The organism is Clostridiales bacterium, from assembly GCA_015243575.1.
In the GTDB taxonomy this organism is placed as follows: domain Bacteria; phylum Bacillota; class Clostridia; order Peptostreptococcales; family Anaerovoracaceae; genus Anoxybacterium; species Anoxybacterium hadale.
In genome coordinates, this window is the sequence record CP042469.1 from 361,483 (window position 1) to 378,217 (window position 16,735).

Genomic DNA, 16,735 nt, shown 5'->3' on the forward strand with positions numbered 1-16,735 from the left:
ACCTTCGATACGCTTTAAGGCCGCCAGCAGGAAATCCAATCCTCCATAATTGTGAGGGGGACTTTTCCGTTCATCGCATGAATCAAACGCCGTTCCACTTCGTACCAGTTGACCAGATCCCACCAGGAGTCGATGAATTTTTCCCGTAGGTTTTGATAGTCCAGGTAGTAGGCGTGTTCCCATACATCGCAGACCAGAATGGGGATTCCGCTCCATTGAGTCAGATCTTGATGTTTGCTGGCCTGAAGGATTTCCAGTCTGTTCCAGGTAGGCTGCCAGGTTACTACGCCCCAGCCGGAACCTTCGACTTTCAGTGAAGCATTTTTCAGTTGCTCTTTGAATGCTTCGAAATTGCCGAAATAGCAGTTGATCTGGTGCATTGTATGAGGGCCCGGGTCTCCTCCCTTTCCCAGAGGAGCCATGATCGTCCAGTAAATGCTGTGGAAGATATGGCCTGAACCCTGAAAAGCAAGTTCGTTCTCCCAGTACTTTATGTACTGATAGTCATTGTTTTTTCGTGCCTCTGCCAGGTTGATTTCGGCGTTATTGAGACCGTCAACATAGGCTTTGTGCAATCTGTTATGATGAATCCGAAGGGATTCTCTTCCAATCACCGGCTCCAGCGCGTCATAGCCGTAAGGAAGCGGCGGAAGCTGATGCTGCCCAATGGGCGTCATAATACAGTCCATTCATTAACCTCCAAGTTATGGTTGCATCGCCTGACGAAAATGATTGTTGTCCTAGACGGACGATCGCCCTGGCGTGTGTTAGTGCTGCCAATCGATGCTATGTTTGTATAGTATTCAAAGATCATGAACCTTGTGTTTCTATGTGAGAATTTCTTTCTGATTCAAACCTCTTGACAATGTTATACACTGGTAGTATGTTTGGTATAATGACAGTGTACTTTTTTGCGGATCGACATATTGGGAAGGTTGATGTGATGATGTTAACAAGAAGGGAAAAAGAGAGGCAGACAAGGGAACATAATATGATCAAGGCGGCTGAGCAAGTCTTTTGTCAATACGGGTTTGAAGCTGCCAGTATGGATGAAATTGCAAAGGAAGCTCAATTTACAAAGCGAACCCTGTATCAATATTTTGAAAATAAATATGAATTATATTTTGCAGTGACGCTGAGGGGGTATCAACTTCTCGATTCTTTGCAGACTGCGGTGGGGAAAAAAGAGAAGAATGGATATGATAAACTGGAGAGCATGTATCACAGCTATTATAAATTCTATCGGGAGAATCTGCAGCTTTTCCGATTGATGAACGGTTGGAGTCATATTAAAAATCAATCGGAAGGTGAAGGGCCATGGGAAAGTTCCTTAATTCTCTATCATAACAATATGATCCATAGAATAGCAGCGATGATTGAAGAAGGGAAAGCAGACGGTAGTATACAGCCAGAGACGGATGCACAAAAGACCAGTCGCAGCATCGTGTTTTTGATGAATGGTTTCTTTGATCAGCTTACTGCATCAGGTGATACCCTGCAGGCTGATTACGCGCTGGATCAGGAGTCATTCTGCCGTTTTACCATAGACCTAGTTATAAAACCATTCAAAAGGAGCAGAGCAATATTGGCCACCAGAAAGGGAACGGTCTAATCCCATATTAGATGACATATTTAAAATACCAAAATAACAAAGCAGAAAAAAAGCAAATAAGAAACAAAATAACATAGAAACAACATCGTAATAGAAAATCATATAAGTGCAAAACAGGAGGCTTTATATATGAATGAGAAAGATCGACAAGAGACAAATCTACAAGAAACGAAACCGCAAGAAATAAATTCGCAAGAAATCAAACTAAACTTGGAACAGAATGAATTAAATACATCGGGCTCAAGCCATGTGAAAAAAGAAATGGGAGCAAACCGATTGGGGGAGCTTCCTGTAGGCAAATTGCTGCTTGAATTTTCCGTACCGGCTATAATTGCAATGATAGCAAACGCTTTATATAACGTAATTGATAGTATCTTTGTAGGCAGGGGCGTAGGTTCACTTGCCCTGACCGCTGTGACCATAGCATTTCCCATTATGATCATCTTAATGGCCTTTGCTATGCTCATTGGAATCGGTGCTACCGCAATGATTTCGTTGAAATTGGGTCAGCAGAAAAAAGACGATGCAGAACGAATTTTGGGGACTGCGTTTGCTTCCTCTGTTGTCGTGGGCGTGTCGCTTACCGTAATCTTTCTGATTTTTTTAGATCCGCTTTTGCTTTTTCTTGGAGCAACACCGGACGTTTTCCTATATGCAAAACAGTTCAGCACCGTAATTTTAATTGGTGCGGTCTTCCAGTTCCTTTCCTTTGGACTGAACAATATTATCCGGGCAGAGGGGAATCCCGTTATTTCCATGGCAACCATGCTGTTTTCCGCAGGAATGAACTGCCTTCTGAATCCCTTGTTTATCTTTGTGTTTCACTGGGGCGTCATTGGTTCTGCACTGGCTACAGTTACCACACAGATATTGGTTTCGGCATACATCATCTACCACTTTACCATTGGAAAAAGCAATCTTAAGCTTCACAAAAAATATTTCAGACTTGCACCGGATTTGATGGGTAAGATAGCGTCCATCGGCTTGTCCCCATTTCTACTTCAGCTTGCAGCTAGTGTGACCCTGTTTATTTTTAACAGTCATTTGCTGGAATACGGCGGAGAGATGGCAGTTGCTGCGATGGGTGTCATCAACCGGACCGCGATGATGCTGCTGATGCCAATTTTCGGAATCAATCAGGGAGCACAGCCAATTATCGGCTATAATTACGGTGCAAAGAAATATGATCGGGTTAGAAAGACGCTGAGGCTGGCTTCCATTGCTGCAACAGCCATCTGTATCTTCGGTTTTGTTCTTTCAGAGCTGTTCAGTCCTCAGATTATCGGACTGTTCAACAAAGAACAAGAACTAATTGCTATCGGAACAAGAGGTATTAGAATTTTCATGCTGATGATTCCTGTGGTCGGAGTTCAGATCGTAATCACAAACTATTTCCAGGCTGTAGGAAAGGCATCAAAGGCAATCCTGCTGAGCCTGACAAGACAAGTCTTGTTTTTAATTCCTTTGATCCTGATCCTCCCTTCCTTCTTCCGCCTGGACGGAATTTGGATGGCGGGTCCGATCTCAGATTTTTCATCATCCATGTTGGCCATCGTCTTGCTGGTAAAAGAGTTCCGCTATCTGCAGGATAAGCATGATGAGGGCAGTTCGCTGCGATAGCGGAGGGGCCCTTTCGCTTAACGAAGATTCTCATTGAGAAAGAATAAGAGTACATTGGTTCTGTCCTGGCTTAGCTCCCAAATCATCGCGCCGCCCATATCGATCGATTTTAAGTAATCTGTTTTATATCGAATGGATTCGGGATCGTCATAGCTGATGAAAACTGAGCCGTCAAAAAGCCAGGGCACAAGGGACTGAGGGTGGAAGAACCGTGTGAAAAGTGCATTGTCTGCGTAATTTGCAATGATTTGATCATAGGTGATAGAGTTTGCTCCGAAGAATGGCTGATATAAACCATAATTGAAATTATTAACAGAAGCATAGAGATAACCATAGAAGGGAATTCCCATCATCAACTTATTCATGGGAAAGCCGCCTAGATCCCAGGTTTCGATTCCCGCAGCCACACTCCATTTATACTGAGGTGAGATATCGTTGTTTTCAAACAGTGGTGCATTAAAGTCGGTGTAAGTGTCCCATGTGCCGTGAATGTCATAGGACATGATGCATGCATAATCAAGATAGGGATGAATTCGTGACAATTCAACATTATTTGCATAAAAAGCACCATTCCCGCCAGCGATGGTAAGAAGATATGTAGTCTGATCAGCAGCGCCCTGCTCATCAAGCCGCTCTCTCATCCTTTGCAGCAGCAGCGTAAAATTCTCTTTGTCTTCCGGCCTTCGTATATTGGTGGGAAGACCTCCGCTGACGGGATACTCCCAGTCAAGATCTACTCCGTCAAAACCATATTGTTTTATAAAGTCAATGCAGCTGTCTGCAAAGACCGTGCGAGAATCGTCCGTAAGCGCTACATCGGAAAATCTTCCGGACCATGTCCAGCCCCCAACGGAGATTAATGTTTTCAGGTCGGGATTGATCCGCTTCAAATCATTGAGTTGGCTGAAGTTAAAGGGATCAAGATTTGGATATCCAAGGGTGATGGTCAGTTCCGGGCTGATATTAGCAAAGGCGTAATTGATATGGGTGAGCTTTGTTGCATCGATTTGCGACGGAGTATAGCCGGTATTAACAGACCAGGCTGTGTAATAGCCAATCAGCTTTCTTCCTGAAGGCAGCACCGACGGTGTGCGGGCAGCCTCTACATTTCTTAGCATGTTCCATAACTTCCTTTCACATAGTGATGGGCGCCAGTCAGACATCACCAAATGGATGTGATGTCAACCGAAGCTATGTATATCATATGCGCCGCTGTAATCTGTGGTGAGTTCTGCGATGATACTCATTTGAACCCTTCCTGAAGTGCATTGAGAAGATCCCCATTCTTATCATGACTAAGCTCCCAGATCATTGCCCCTGCCAGTTTCTTTGATTTGATATATTGGGCTTTAAAAAAGATAGATTCCTTGTCTTCGTATGAAATAAAATCACAACCGTTATATAGCCAGGGGACTTTTGACTGAGGATGAAAAAATCGTCGATATTCAGGATTCGTAACATATAATTCGATGATTTTCTGATAACTGATAGCTTTTCCCTTTGAAAAGGACTGATGCAGGCCATCGTTTCCACTTCCGGTGGTCGAATAGAGATATCCGTAAAACGGAACCCCGGCTACAAGCTTTTTTGCAGGAAAAGAGGCATTGAGCCAGCCGGTTACACCAGTATCAAAACTGGCCTGATACTGGGGAGACGAATTGCTGCTTATGTACAGTGGAGAAAGAAAATCGGTATACTTGTCCCATGGTCCGTGAAAATCATAAGTCATAATTACTGCGAAATCCAGGTACTCGTGAATCAGTGCCAGTTCGGTATTCTTAATATATGAAGAACCGGCGCCTCCTGCGATGGTGAGAAGATACTGCTTATCATCAGCAGCACCTTGTTGATCCAGGGCTTCTCTGAGGGTCTTGATCAAAAGTGTGAAATTTTTCTTGTCTTCAGGCCGGGTCTTATTAGAGGTAAGCCCACCTGCAACCGGGTATTCCCAATCCAGATCAATTCCATCGAAACCAAACTGCTTCATAAAAGTGATGCAGCTCTCTGCGAACACTTGCCTGTTCTTTTCAGTCAGCGCAGCGTCAGAAAATCTGCCGGACCAGGTCCAGCCGCCAACGGAAATGAGGGTTTTTAATTGAGGATTTTGCTGCTTCAATTGCTGTAACAACATGAAATTTTTTGGATCTATATCCGGATAGCCCATCCGAATACGAAGATCCGATCCGATCTCAGCAAAAGCGTAGCTGATATGTGTCAGCTGGGAGGCCTCAATCTGGTCTGGGGTATATCCGGAATAAGCAGACCAGGCCGTATAATAGCCTGCCAGTATGGGTTCCGTGAGTATGGGCTTCGTCAGTATGGGTACCGTGAGTTCGAGCTCCGTGAGTTTGAGCTCTGATGCTAAGGCATTATGGCTGAAAAAGCCTGTACCGAAAAAGACAATCAAGAAAAGAACAACGATTTTTTTTACGCGCATCAAGTCTGCCTCCAATATGCAATCAGGTATGATGAGGCAAGTATAGCATACCCTATCCTCTTTGCGCATTGGTAATTCATGGGGCTGCGGTTAGACTGCGCTTTTCCTCCTGCTTTACAATGTGATAGAAATAGGATACCATAAAACTGATGATGAAAGGATGGCATATGTCCTAAAGGGAGTGGTTTTATGAAACGAATAGACGATAGTGCACTGCTTACGCATTACATCCAAAAATATAAGATTGATGAGCTGATCGGGGAAAACCTGCTCCGCTACGCCTTTTTCTCTTTGTTTGAGAAGGATTCGTTTATTATGGAAGCAGATACGGAACTCAAGTATTTTTATCTGATGGTAGATGGTAAGGCAAGAGTTTCCTATGCGTTCGAAAATGGAAAATCGATGTTCTTAAAATTCTATCAGGGCTTTAACTTGCTTGGAGACCTGGAACTGATGAAGGAACTTCCTGTACTGTGTAATGTAGAGGCTGTAAGAGACAGCTATTTCATTCTGATTCCTGTTGAACGGCTGAGGGAGGAAGGGTTTCAAAACCCTAGACTGTTAAGATATCTGGTCAATACTCTAAGTGAAAAGCTCTATGCAACCATCAACAATAGCTCATACAATTATATCTATCCCTTGACCAACCGGTTGGCAAGCTATCTGACAGAGCATAATACGGAAGAGAACGAATTCTATCTGAAATCATCCTATGAAGAGATTGCGCAATTTCTCGGAACCACATACCGCCACCTTAACAGAACCTTCAAAGAACTAGAAGGAAAAGGTTTGATTCGTAATGAAGAGAAAAAAATATACGTTCTGGATTCTGCGGGTCTTCAGAAACTATCAAAGAATCTATATATCCAATCTATTTAAACCTGTGCTTAAGCTTGTTCTGTTTCTTCCACTGTTCTTTGCATGATGGAGGGAGGTTGAAACTCCTTGGAGCAAGCGTTCGGTGTTTAGACTGCTGTCGTTGCTGTAGACCGTATTAATTCCGATGCTGACCGTGATCTTTATGGTTTCGCCATTTGCCCAGAACACGAGGTTTTCTGTGAATTTCCTGATGTTTTCCGCTACAAAATAAGCATTGTCTTCCGTTGCTTCCGGCAGGATGACGAGAAACTCTTCCCCGCCGTAACGGCCGAACAAATCTGTTTTTCTCACTTTCTCCATGCAGGCTCCTGCAAGGATTTTCAGCACCTCATCCCCGGCTTGGTGGCCATACTGGTCGTTGACCTGTTTAAAATGATCGATATCAATTAAAAGGATTGAAAGGTAGCCGCCGCAGTGCTTCAGTCTCTGAAGTTCCTTCTCCAATTCCTCCATTAGTCTTCTTCGGTTGTAAACCTCGGTAAGGCTGTCATGGCTTTCGATATCGTGCAGCACTCGAATCATCTCCTTCTGTCCCGAAATATCCTGAATGAAGTAGACAGAGCCGAGAGCTTCGCTTCCTTCCGTAAGAATCGTTCTTCGAAATGCATAGTATTTGCTTTCTCTGTTGCGGATTAACTTTAACTCAAATTCCGGTTTTTTCTGCTCCACTATTTTTTTCCCTTCCGGAAAGATGGCAATATCAATTCCGATTCGGCCAAAATCCAGCCAGCTGAATATTTCTTTGCAGGCAAGATTAAAGTCAACCAGGCGGTTTCTTCTGTCAAGAACCAAGATCCCTTCGTTAATCTCCAGGAAAACGACCTCCTTCATGATTTCCTGAAACTCCAGAAAACCGTAACGGAAGATTGCGATATAAAAGAATATTCCTGAAACACAAAGTCCGAAGGGGGTAAGATCTAGATTTAAGGGCGAACCGCCGGAAAGATATATGAAATTCACAAGGACCGGCCATATGGAGCCAAACATCAACCAAAAAGATTGTGTCTTCATGTGGTAACCCCGTGATCTCCAGTCTTTAAAAAACACAGTCATTCCAAAGATCTGAACTGAGTAGGCATAGAGGATATTTGCGTAATACCAAGGACCCTTTTCCAGAATGGGAAGAAGGGAACCTTTGTAACTGACAAAATCAATTGAGGTATAGAGCAGATGATGAATTTCGTTTGTAGTACCCAGAAATAACGTGAGAAAGGGAATGATCATGAAGAGAAGTGCAATGTGAAGGGGGGCAGGCTGACGATGTCGAAATTTATAGGCAAAAAGCAACCAAAATCCAGACATAAAGGGAGCTCCGAAAAATTCTATCATTAGGAAGAACATAAACTGTTCTGGATTGCGGGCTTGCAGCTCAAGGGAGTAGCCTGTTATGTAGATTGCTATGGCTAGGCATAAGAAAGTGAATGGAACAGCGAGACTGTTCCTTTTTTTATTCAGGGAGTATAGAAAGAGTATAAAAAAGGATAAGCCAAAACAGAGCAGCAAAATGGATATAATATTGATCAAGCCGTTACCTTCCTTCTATGACAGAGATCATCCGCGGCAGAATTCTGAACAACACTGGAATGATATGCTATTTATAGCATAAAATATCACCAATGTAAACATGTCTATTGGTCTGATTCTGAATTAAAGCGCTGCAACTGCTTTCGAACCTTGCGAGTCCAGTCCAGTTCACTTTGGAAGGTAGACATCAAATTTACCGCAACCATATTCCATAGAAAGGTTTCTCTGGGAGAGCGATTGGGCCAGTCCTTTTCTCTGTCATATTTTTCCTTCTGTACGGTAAGCTGCGTCTCAATTGTCTTCTCATAGTCTGACAACAACTGTTCGAGCTCTTGATTACTGAGCATATCTGACCACACTAGCTGGATCAAAAATGGTTTTTTTATTTCGGGAGCCTCAGTTCCGGACAAGATCCAGGTCTTTAATGCGCTGATTCCTTTTTTCGTGAGGGCATATACCTTTTTTGATGGAGCTCCGTCTTGATGAATCGTTTCTCCTGATATCAAGTCTTCTTTCTGAAGCTGCATCAGGGACTTATAAATTTGGTTGTTGTTGCCGGACCAGTAAAGGTAAGGGGAATCCTCGAAGACCTTTTTAAGATCATAACCAGTAGAAGGCTTCCAACTCAACAGACCTAGAATCGCATATTGTATGGACATGGTAATACTCCTTTTTCTGACGCAGATGTGCTTAATAATGATACATACGAAGGGAAGATATAGTTGATTGATAATATGATAAATATATCATATGTTATATAATAAGTCAAACAGGAACAAGACAAGGTAAAACGTTGAATTTACAGATGAGTGAACTTTTTTTGTTTGACAATGCGACGATTGTGTCGTAAAATTTTATGAAAGAGACATTTGTGTCGCCGAGCTGAAACGCTTTCATTATAAAATAGAAAAATCATGCAGGACAAATAAGGAGATTGATATGGCTGAAAAAGGAGATAAAACAAAACAGTTCATCGTTACAACATCAGCGAGCATATTCTCGCAGAAAGGCTTTACGGCAGTAACGATGAAAGATATCTGCGAAGCTTGCAGCTTAAGCCGCGGCGGGTTATACAGGCACTTCGGATCTACGAAAGAAATCTTTATTGAGGTTCTGGAGAGGGATGAGAACGATGCGGAGGAGAGCTTGGATCAGGCCATTGCCTTAGGACTGTCTCCCAAAAGACTGCTGGAAGGGTTCTTTCAGCTCCAAAGGGATGATATCGCGTACAACAGAAACCGAATTGAGATGGCAATTTATGAATTCTCCATCGTATGTCCTGACCAGAAGGACTTTCTCAATGAACGGTTTCAGGCTGCTGTCAGATCTTTTTCAAAGCTGATTGAATACGGACAGCAGAAGGAAGAGTGCCATGAAGGAGATCCTCGCGTCATGGCAGAGCATATCGTTATCTTCTTAGAAGGTCTTAAGATGTCATCGAAGATCATTGCCCAATCTGATGATTTGCTGGAGGAACAGTTTCAACTGCTGATAGAAAAGGTAATTCGATAGGGAGAGGCCATCGAAGCCATCGGTTGATGGGCTTGCTGATTCTCCAATGCACTTCATCGGTACTGGATGGATCAGGAGTGTGATATAGAGGTGTAGTATCATAGGTTAATAATAACTCATATTTTATATAACCTATAAAAAAAGTTTAATTATGTGGATAAAGAGAGAAAGAACACGGAAAGATTTCATTGATATGGAGCAGATGGAGATAGAATCATTGCATTTTGCTGGGAATCGAAGTAAGCTTTACTGCCTGCTGTCTGATGATTTCTTAGAATATGGCCAGTCCGGAAGGGTCTATAATAAAAGAGACACAATTGACGCTTTTAAGTGATGCGGAAGAGAAATATTGAAATAAGTGCTGTTTCACCAGGGCACTTGCTGTAATGAGGAGGAAATCAAATGGGTCGAGAAGAGAACTTAGGGAGAATAGAATGTATAAAATACTAATTGTAGAGGACGACCACACCATTGCAGAGATTTTGGATGAGCATCTTAAAAAATGGGGCTACGAGACATCGGCAGTGGAGGAATTCAGTGAGGTTTTATCAGCATATGTCAAGTTTGAACCGCAGCTAGTCCTGCTTGATATTAATCTTCCTTATTACGATGGATTTTACTGGTGCTCTAAAATTCGCGAATTATCAGATGTGCCAATACTTTTTCTTTCCTCTAGAGACAGCGATGGGGATAAAATCAGAGCGATAACACAAGGCGGTGATGATTATATGGAAAAGCCTTTTTCGCTGGATCTTCTGACCGCAAAGATTTCCGCCATCTTAAGAAGAGCCTATTCTACTTCAGATCGGACACTGAATATTCTGCAACATGGGGAAATGATTCTCAATCTGGAAAAGATGCAGGTATTATACGGTGATACCTCGGTGGAACTTACGAGAAATGAGGGCAGAATTCTTTCGCTATTGATGAAAAGCCAAGGAAATACGGTTTCGCGAGGACGACTGATGCAATATCTTTGGGATGACGAAAGTTTTGTAGATGAAAATACATTAACGGTCAATGTCAATCGGCTGCGGAAGAAGCTGTCTGAAATGGGAATGAGTGAAACCATTAAAACACGAAAGGGAGAAGGGTATCAATTGATATGACGATCATCAAAGGGAAAGGGGACTTACCACATATGATCTTAATCAATTATTTGAAAGAGAGATGGCTTTTCTATCTGTTTCTTACTTTCTTTTTTCTGTTTTCTTTCTTTGTCTATCGTTTTGATCAGAGATTCTATATGACTGAGTCCAACGCTGTTTATATCCTGGCGGGGTGGATTCTGCTTCTTGTCTTATTTTTTGCAGTTGATATTCTATTGCTTCGCGCAAGCGAGGAAAAGTTCTATACCTATTGCAATCAAACTCCCGACGCAGATCCAGAAGAGATCTTCTTTCGCCCTGGAGATAGGAATAAAGCGGAATTGGTGAGAAATGCATCGCTTGTATATCGGACCTATAAGGCGGAATCGGATGCAAGAGCAGCAGAAGAGATGGAGTTTATCACAAAATGGCTTCACGATGTAAAGGTTCCTATCGCGGCGGCCAAGTTGATATTGGAGAGCCATGAAGAAAAATTACCTCGGGATTTTCAGCGAAATATGGATCGGGAGCTTTTTGCACTGGAAGAGTCTGTGATGAGAGTGTTCTACGAAATGAAAAGCAACAGGTTCTCGGAAGATTATAAAATCGTAACAACAGGAACAAAAAAACTCATTTCCATGGCCCTTAAGAACTACTCCAGTTTTTTTCAATATAAACAATTGTCTCTGTCGGTGGAAGGTGAGGATTATAAGGTTCTGACCGATGAAAAATGGAGCACTTATATTCTTTCCCAGATCATTTCCAATGCGGTAAAGTACTCTGATGAAGGCGGGTCAGTTGTCATCAGTACGGAGAAAAAACAAGGGAAGGTCTTTCTTTCTGTTAAGAATTCGGGAAGGGGGATTTCAGAAGAGGATATCGGTCAAATTTTTAAGAAAGGTTATACTTCTGCTGAGGCGAGAAGCGGTGCTAAAGCAACCGGTTACGGTCTTTATCTTTCAGCTAAGCTCTGCCGGCTTTTAGGCCATTCTTTGAAAGCGGAATCAAAATATGGTGAGTATGCTGTGTTTCATCTGATCTTCCCGGAGATCGATGCTTCACTAGATGTGACAAAAATGTAAGAATGCAAGGTTGCAATGTAAGTCCATTCGATTTTGTATTGTGGTATTTCGGTATAGAATGATAGAGAATTCGAATTCCAGAAAACAATGGAGGGGTAACATGCAGATTTTAAAAGTAGAAAATATCAGCAAGGTATACGGTTCGAAAAAAAATTCTAATCATTATACCGCACTGAAGAATATCAGCTTCGAGGTGAATCAGGGGGATTTTATCGGAGTAATGGGATCTTCCGGTTCCGGAAAGACTACGCTGCTCAACATTTTAGGCAGCCTGGACAAGCCTACGAGCGGAAGATTCTTTATGAACGGAAGCGAAGTGGGCGCGCTGAATCGGAATCAGTTAGCGAAGCACAGAATGGAGAACATTGGATTTATATTCCAGGATTACAACCTTTTGGAGACCATGACACTGAAAGAAAATATCATTCTTCCTCTAGCGCTTAGAGGAAAAGATACTGCCGCTATCGAGGCAAAGGTATCCTCATTGGCGGAGAATCTGGGAATTAGCCATGTAATCGGAAAATATCCTTATGAAGTATCTGGAGGGGAGCAGCAGCGGGCGGCAGCCTGCCGTGCTTTGGTAAACGATCCAAAAGTAATATTGGCAGATGAACCTACCGGTAATCTTGATTCCAAGTCGGGAAAGGATTTGCTGAAACTGCTGACCCAGATTAACACCGAGTTTGGAGCAACGATACTGATGGTAACCCATGATGTTTTTGCTGCCAGCTATTGCCGAAAAATCCTATTTATCAGGGATGGGGAGATTTATAACGAGCTGTATGGGGGCAGCGACAGAAAGCAGTTCTTTGATTCCATTATCAACGTGATGAGCATGCTGGGAGGAGGAGAAGGATGAATTTGTTTTCACTCGCAAGACGCAACATTCGGCTGAACGGGAAAAAATACAGTATGTACTTATTTTCCATGGGCTTTAGCGTTTTCACTGTATATACCTTCCTGGCACTGATGCGGAATGAAATCGTAAAGGCCGCCTTTCGATACGATGTAAGATATCAATCGTTACTCAGCAGTTTTGCGGTCATCATTCTAGTCTTTGTCCTATTTTTTCTCATCAGTTCCAACAACAGTTTTATCAGAGCCAGAAAGAAAGAACTTTCAACCTACGCGTTGTTCGGTATGCCAAACAGGAGAATCGGGGGACTTCTGTTTCTTGAAACGGCCCTCGTAGGGCTCGGAATGCTTGCTGCAGGGATTGGACTGGGGATCTTTTTTTCAAAGCTAATGGCTATGATATTGTTGGAAATGACCCTGGTAAACTTTGCCGGTAAAATTAACTTTTCCATAGATCCTGCAGCAGTCTATCAGACGGCGGTACTTTTTGGGGGGATTTTTTGTATTATGGGACTTTCCGGATGGAGAGTTGTATCAAGGTTCGAACTGGTGGATCTTTTTAAGGCTGATAAGGTTTCTGAGAAGAAAAGCAAAGGCTCCACGGCGATTCTCATTCTGTCCGTTCTGCTGATGGGCGCAGGGTATTTCATCGCAGTCAACAAAAATCCCTATGTAGTGGTTGTCGGCTCAATACCGATTCTGATTCTTGTGATTCTGGGAACCTATCTTTTCTTCTGGGGCGGGCTTCCTAAGGTTTTAGGAATGGTAAAGCGGAAGAAGGCACTCTATTACAAGGGGGCAAACCTGATCTCCGTTTCCGCTGTATCACACCGAATGAGATCTGTTGCATCGGTTATGGCTACCATTGCAGTGCTTTCAGCCGTAGCGGTAACGGCTGTGGCTACCGGATTCACACTCTATGCAAATGCGGAACGCAATACTTACAGCAATGTGGGCTTTGATTTGACCTTCAAGAGCGGAGAGGAAACGGTTCAGGAGAGCATCTCGGAACTGCTGCGAAAGAATGATGTCAAGGTGCTTGTGGATGAGGAACTGCCTCTTTATGAGACGGACACCCCAAAGACTTCCATTGAAATGGATGGTATGCCGCTGCTTACGCCAGGAAACCCGGTTAGGGTTTATTCGGAAAGCGACTTTAGCAAACTGGTATCGCTATCCAAAACAGCTTTGGAAACAGCCAGCGTTGCTTCCGGTGAAGCACTCTTTCTATTTCCTTACTCACCGGATCGTGTTGAAGAAGCCATGATTGGTCAGGAACTTGATATGAGCGGGTTTGCAATCAAAGTGACCGAAGTTGGACGATCGAATATTTCTGGTTTCGGGATGCTGAATACATTGGTACTGAATGACGGGGACTTTGCAAAACTTCTGGACGAGGGAAAACTGTCACCTTCTTTCGTGGATGGTAAGGCGATTCACGCAGCAGTCTATAATTATGAAGGCGCACTGAAAAACAGGCAGCTGAATCAGGATCTGAAAACAGTGCTTGAAAGTCGAGGAGTCAAATACAGCACGGCTTATGGCTTGTATAACGAATCCATGGAGACGTTTGGACTGATCTGCTTTATCGGGTTTTTTATGAGCGGGGTATTCATTCTGATGACGGCAAGTCTCCTTTATTTCAAGCAAATCATGGCGGCGGAAGAGGAACGGCATCAGTATCGAACACTGAGGAGAATCGGACTTGACGTCAGGACGGAGCGGCAGGTGGTGCGGCGCAGGCTTTTGCCCGTGTTCTTTATCCCGCTTGCAATGGGAATTCTTCACAGTGTGTTCGCAATGAAAACGGCGGATACGGTTGTGTTTTCACATATGATTCCGGCAACCAATTCATACCTTTATGTCCTAGGCTTTTCGGCAGTTATGTACGGAGTCTATGGGCTGGTATACGCAATCTTTTATTGGATTACGAAATCTCAATACGGTAGGATTGTCCGAAGCTGATTCAAACAATGTGCAGGTGAATAAATTCCCTGTCGAATCGTGAGGAGCAAAGATTCCCTGGCGAAAGCAACGCCATGGGAATCTTTCTTCTTTTGCTCCGCTTAATAAATTTTATTTCCGCCTTTAATACCCCAGATAAATCAGATAGATTACTTGACCGGGCCAGATGACGTTGGGATTTTTAATCTGCGGATTCTGGGAAACAACTTTTTGGTAATCCAGTTTAAATCGATTGGCGATGCCAAAAATAGAATCATCCGGCTGGACCACATATTCGATGTATCCTTCCGCGGGAAGGGCAATTATGTCGTGACCCGGGATCTCTAACGTCATTCCGGGATAAACGGGGACCGAATACAGTACGGGATTTGCTTTCATCATTTCGTTTTCGGAAACGCCGAAGCGGGAAGCGATGGTATCAATTGTTTCCCAAGTCTCCCATGGCTGTACGATGTACTTCATTTATAACCAACTCCTTTTCGTATGCCGCTCAATCCACTTGGCAGATTGGTGACGGATGCATGCGAAGAAATCACGAATCACTGAATCAAGTAGATTCCTTCTGCTATTGTATAATATTCAGCCTGCAGAAATCCGTCTCTGCCAAATCCCTGTTTTCTTTTGCAGAAGCATAAAATTTTCATCATTTTTCATATACTTTTAACGTAGTTTTAATGGTATAATATTTCAATGTGTTATAATAGAGAAAAAAGGACTTTGCAAAAGGAGGCAATAGATGGCGAAAGCGTTTCGATATATACTTCAAGGAGATGAGACAATCTTCCATTTTATAAACAGCAAGGTAAAATGCAGAATTTTGGATGTTCTTATGCCCATAGTCACACATTTGGGCAGTGCCTGTTTTACGATTGTTTTCGCACTTGCGGCACTTTACACCTATTGGAAGACAGAACGTGTGATTGCTGTTTATGCTGCGACTTCTCTGGCATCTAGCCATATTATCATTCATTTTATTAAAAAGGCTGTAGACAGACCAAGACCGAACATAACGCTGAGCAATGTACATACGTTCAATATACCACTATATAATTATTCCTTCCCATCAGGTCATACTACAGCAGCATTTTCCGTGGCTGTTTCGGCAGCTTTTCTTTTGCCGGCATTTGCTACCATCGCAATAATATTAGCCGCTTTGGTTGGATTTTCAAGAATCTATTTGGGCGTTCACTATCCTACGGATGTGATCATTGGTGCCTTTATCGGAAGCACCACTGCAATGTTTGTAAAATCAATTCTGGATTATTACTTCTATACTGGCTCCTCTATTATTATTACATAGTTCCTTTTGGTTCTTGGTAAAGTAATACGGTGTTGATCCCAATAAAAAAGACGCATGGAAATGCGTTTTTTGTTTTTGTTGCCATCTTATTTTTGTTGCCATATTATTTCCATTGGTCTGCTGCAGAAGAACTGACTGCTGCTTCTGACATTTGCACCGCAATGCGATGAACTACAGCGCGATTTTGAAATCCAGTTCGCTTCTTTGTGCTCTGATTTCCACAATAGTTTTAATCTGAAACCAATTCTTTACACGTGATACGTTATGGGGCAGTTTGCCTTTGTTATAGCTGCAGTCGATGAGAAGAACATCAAAGCCGGCTTTGGCAAGCTGAAGTGCGTTCGAATAATTATCCTCGATAAATAGGTCTGATTGCAGTTCTCTGGCTCTATCGACTTTATAGTGACTTCCCAGCAGGGAGATGGTATCAAGTGGCATTTGATGTTCGGCAAGCCACTCCATGCTGACCCCTCGCATCTCTTCCTCTCTTGCGGTTACAAAATGGATATTGTGCTCTTGATAAAACTTCTTAAGAACTTCACTGGCACCAAATCTGGCTTCCGCTTCCCTGTGCAGCAATTTGCCGTAAAGGTTATAGAATTCGTTATAGTCATCTTCTGAGATATCCAAGACCCTGTGGATTTCATATACACTAACATCATCAGGGGTTACCTGTTTTCCGAAGTACCTGTTTGCCCTGTTCAGCCAATAAAACGGTTCGGTAACCGTTCCATCAATATCAATACATAAATTTAATTTCTGCATTCTTTTTCCTCCTTTTTCTTTGTTTCTTTTCATTTCTTTTTCATTATATCGGGTTTCTATTAAGGATGTATGAGGTCAATGTAAAGATTTTGTTAA

16 protein-coding genes are annotated in these 16,735 nt (G+C 42.8%); 9 read left to right on the plus strand and 7 right to left on the minus strand.

The features are described 5' to 3' along the window. Window positions 1-14 precede the first annotated feature (14 nt). A complete protein-coding gene (locus FRZ06_01420; protein ID QOX62101.1) occupies window positions 15-689 on the minus strand; it encodes a superoxide dismutase in 675 nt (224 codons plus the stop codon). Between the two features lie 170 nt (window positions 690-859). Here FRZ06_01420 and FRZ06_01425 point away from each other — a divergent pair, with 170 nt between their 5' ends. Together FRZ06_01425 and FRZ06_01430 are read left to right on the plus strand one after the other, a co-directional pair. Continuing rightward, window positions 860-1,612, plus strand: a complete 753-nt coding sequence (locus tag FRZ06_01425) for a TetR/AcrR family transcriptional regulator (protein QOX62102.1) — start codon at window positions 860-862, stop codon at window positions 1,610-1,612. A gap of 261 nt (window positions 1,613-1,873) precedes the next feature. Beyond that, complete coding sequence (locus tag FRZ06_01430) at window positions 1,874-3,232, plus strand: MATE family efflux transporter (GenBank protein ID QOX65795.1); 1,359 nt, start codon at window positions 1,874-1,876, stop codon at window positions 3,230-3,232. Between the two features lie 17 nt (window positions 3,233-3,249). Here FRZ06_01430 and FRZ06_01435 read toward each other — a convergent pair whose 3' ends face one another. Continuing rightward, window positions 3,250-4,401 carry a glycoside hydrolase family 18 protein gene (locus FRZ06_01435; GenBank protein ID QOX62103.1) on the minus strand — a complete coding sequence of 384 codons (1,152 nt, stop codon included), beginning with the start codon at window positions 4,399-4,401 and terminating at the stop codon, window positions 3,250-3,252. 74 nt (window positions 4,402-4,475) lie between these two features. After that, window positions 4,476-5,738 carry a glycoside hydrolase family 18 protein gene (locus FRZ06_01440; protein ID QOX62104.1) on the minus strand — a complete coding sequence of 421 codons (1,263 nt, stop codon included), beginning with the start codon at window positions 5,736-5,738 and terminating at the stop codon, window positions 4,476-4,478. Between the two features lie 120 nt (window positions 5,739-5,858). On the opposite strand from FRZ06_01440, the gene FRZ06_01445 reads away from it, so the two are divergent. Then, complete coding sequence (locus FRZ06_01445; GenBank protein QOX62105.1) at window positions 5,859-6,548, plus strand: cyclic nucleotide-binding domain-containing protein; 690 nt, start codon at window positions 5,859-5,861, stop codon at window positions 6,546-6,548. On the opposite strand, the gene FRZ06_01450 is transcribed toward FRZ06_01445, so the two are convergent. Further along, the gene (locus FRZ06_01450; protein ID QOX62106.1) at window positions 6,528-8,072 is read right to left on the minus strand and encodes a diguanylate cyclase; all 1,545 of its coding nucleotides are present in this window, start codon (window positions 8,070-8,072) and stop codon (window positions 6,528-6,530) included. The two genes, FRZ06_01445 and FRZ06_01450, sit on opposite strands and share 21 nt — an antisense overlap. A gap of 104 nt (window positions 8,073-8,176) precedes the next feature. Continuing rightward, window positions 8,177-8,731: a PadR family transcriptional regulator gene (locus FRZ06_01455; GenBank protein ID QOX62107.1), complete on the minus strand. Its 555-nt coding sequence runs from the start codon at window positions 8,729-8,731 to the stop codon at window positions 8,177-8,179. Between the two features lie 280 nt (window positions 8,732-9,011). Here FRZ06_01455 and FRZ06_01460 point away from each other — a divergent pair, with 280 nt between their 5' ends. The 5 genes from FRZ06_01460 to FRZ06_01480 all read left to right on the plus strand — a co-directional run bounded on the left by FRZ06_01460 (window position 9,012) and on the right by FRZ06_01480 (window position 14,574). After that, window positions 9,012-9,584: a TetR/AcrR family transcriptional regulator gene (locus tag FRZ06_01460; GenBank protein QOX62108.1), complete on the plus strand. Its 573-nt coding sequence runs from the start codon at window positions 9,012-9,014 to the stop codon at window positions 9,582-9,584. 434 nt (window positions 9,585-10,018) lie between these two features. Next, a complete protein-coding gene (locus FRZ06_01465) occupies window positions 10,019-10,693 on the plus strand; it encodes a response regulator transcription factor (GenBank protein QOX62109.1) in 675 nt (224 codons plus the stop codon). Window positions 10,694-10,725: 32 nt separating this feature from the next. Continuing rightward, window positions 10,726-11,754 carry a HAMP domain-containing histidine kinase gene (locus tag FRZ06_01470; GenBank protein ID QOX62110.1) on the plus strand — a complete coding sequence of 343 codons (1,029 nt, stop codon included), beginning with the start codon at window positions 10,726-10,728 and terminating at the stop codon, window positions 11,752-11,754. A 100-nt stretch (window positions 11,755-11,854) separates the two neighbouring features. Further along, complete coding sequence (locus tag FRZ06_01475; protein ID QOX62111.1) at window positions 11,855-12,613, plus strand: ABC transporter ATP-binding protein; 759 nt, start codon at window positions 11,855-11,857, stop codon at window positions 12,611-12,613. Next, the gene (locus FRZ06_01480) at window positions 12,610-14,574 is read left to right on the plus strand and encodes an ABC transporter permease (GenBank protein ID QOX62112.1); all 1,965 of its coding nucleotides are present in this window, start codon (window positions 12,610-12,612) and stop codon (window positions 14,572-14,574) included. Before FRZ06_01475 ends, FRZ06_01480 begins: the two co-directional genes overlap by 4 nt. A 123-nt stretch (window positions 14,575-14,697) precedes the next feature. On the opposite strand, the gene FRZ06_01485 is transcribed toward FRZ06_01480, so the two are convergent. Then, window positions 14,698-15,036, minus strand: a complete 339-nt coding sequence (locus FRZ06_01485) for a LysM peptidoglycan-binding domain-containing protein (protein QOX62113.1) — start codon at window positions 15,034-15,036, stop codon at window positions 14,698-14,700. 274 nt (window positions 15,037-15,310) lie between these two features. On the opposite strand from FRZ06_01485, the gene FRZ06_01490 reads away from it, so the two are divergent. Further along, entirely contained in the window at window positions 15,311-15,874 is a 564-nt protein-coding gene (locus FRZ06_01490; GenBank protein ID QOX62114.1) for a phosphatase PAP2 family protein, read from the plus strand. 171 nt (window positions 15,875-16,045) lie between these two features. Here FRZ06_01490 and FRZ06_01495 read toward each other — a convergent pair whose 3' ends face one another. Beyond that, the gene (locus FRZ06_01495; protein ID QOX62115.1) at window positions 16,046-16,639 is read right to left on the minus strand and encodes a hypothetical protein; all 594 of its coding nucleotides are present in this window, start codon (window positions 16,637-16,639) and stop codon (window positions 16,046-16,048) included. Between the last annotated feature and the right edge of the window lie 96 nt (window positions 16,640-16,735).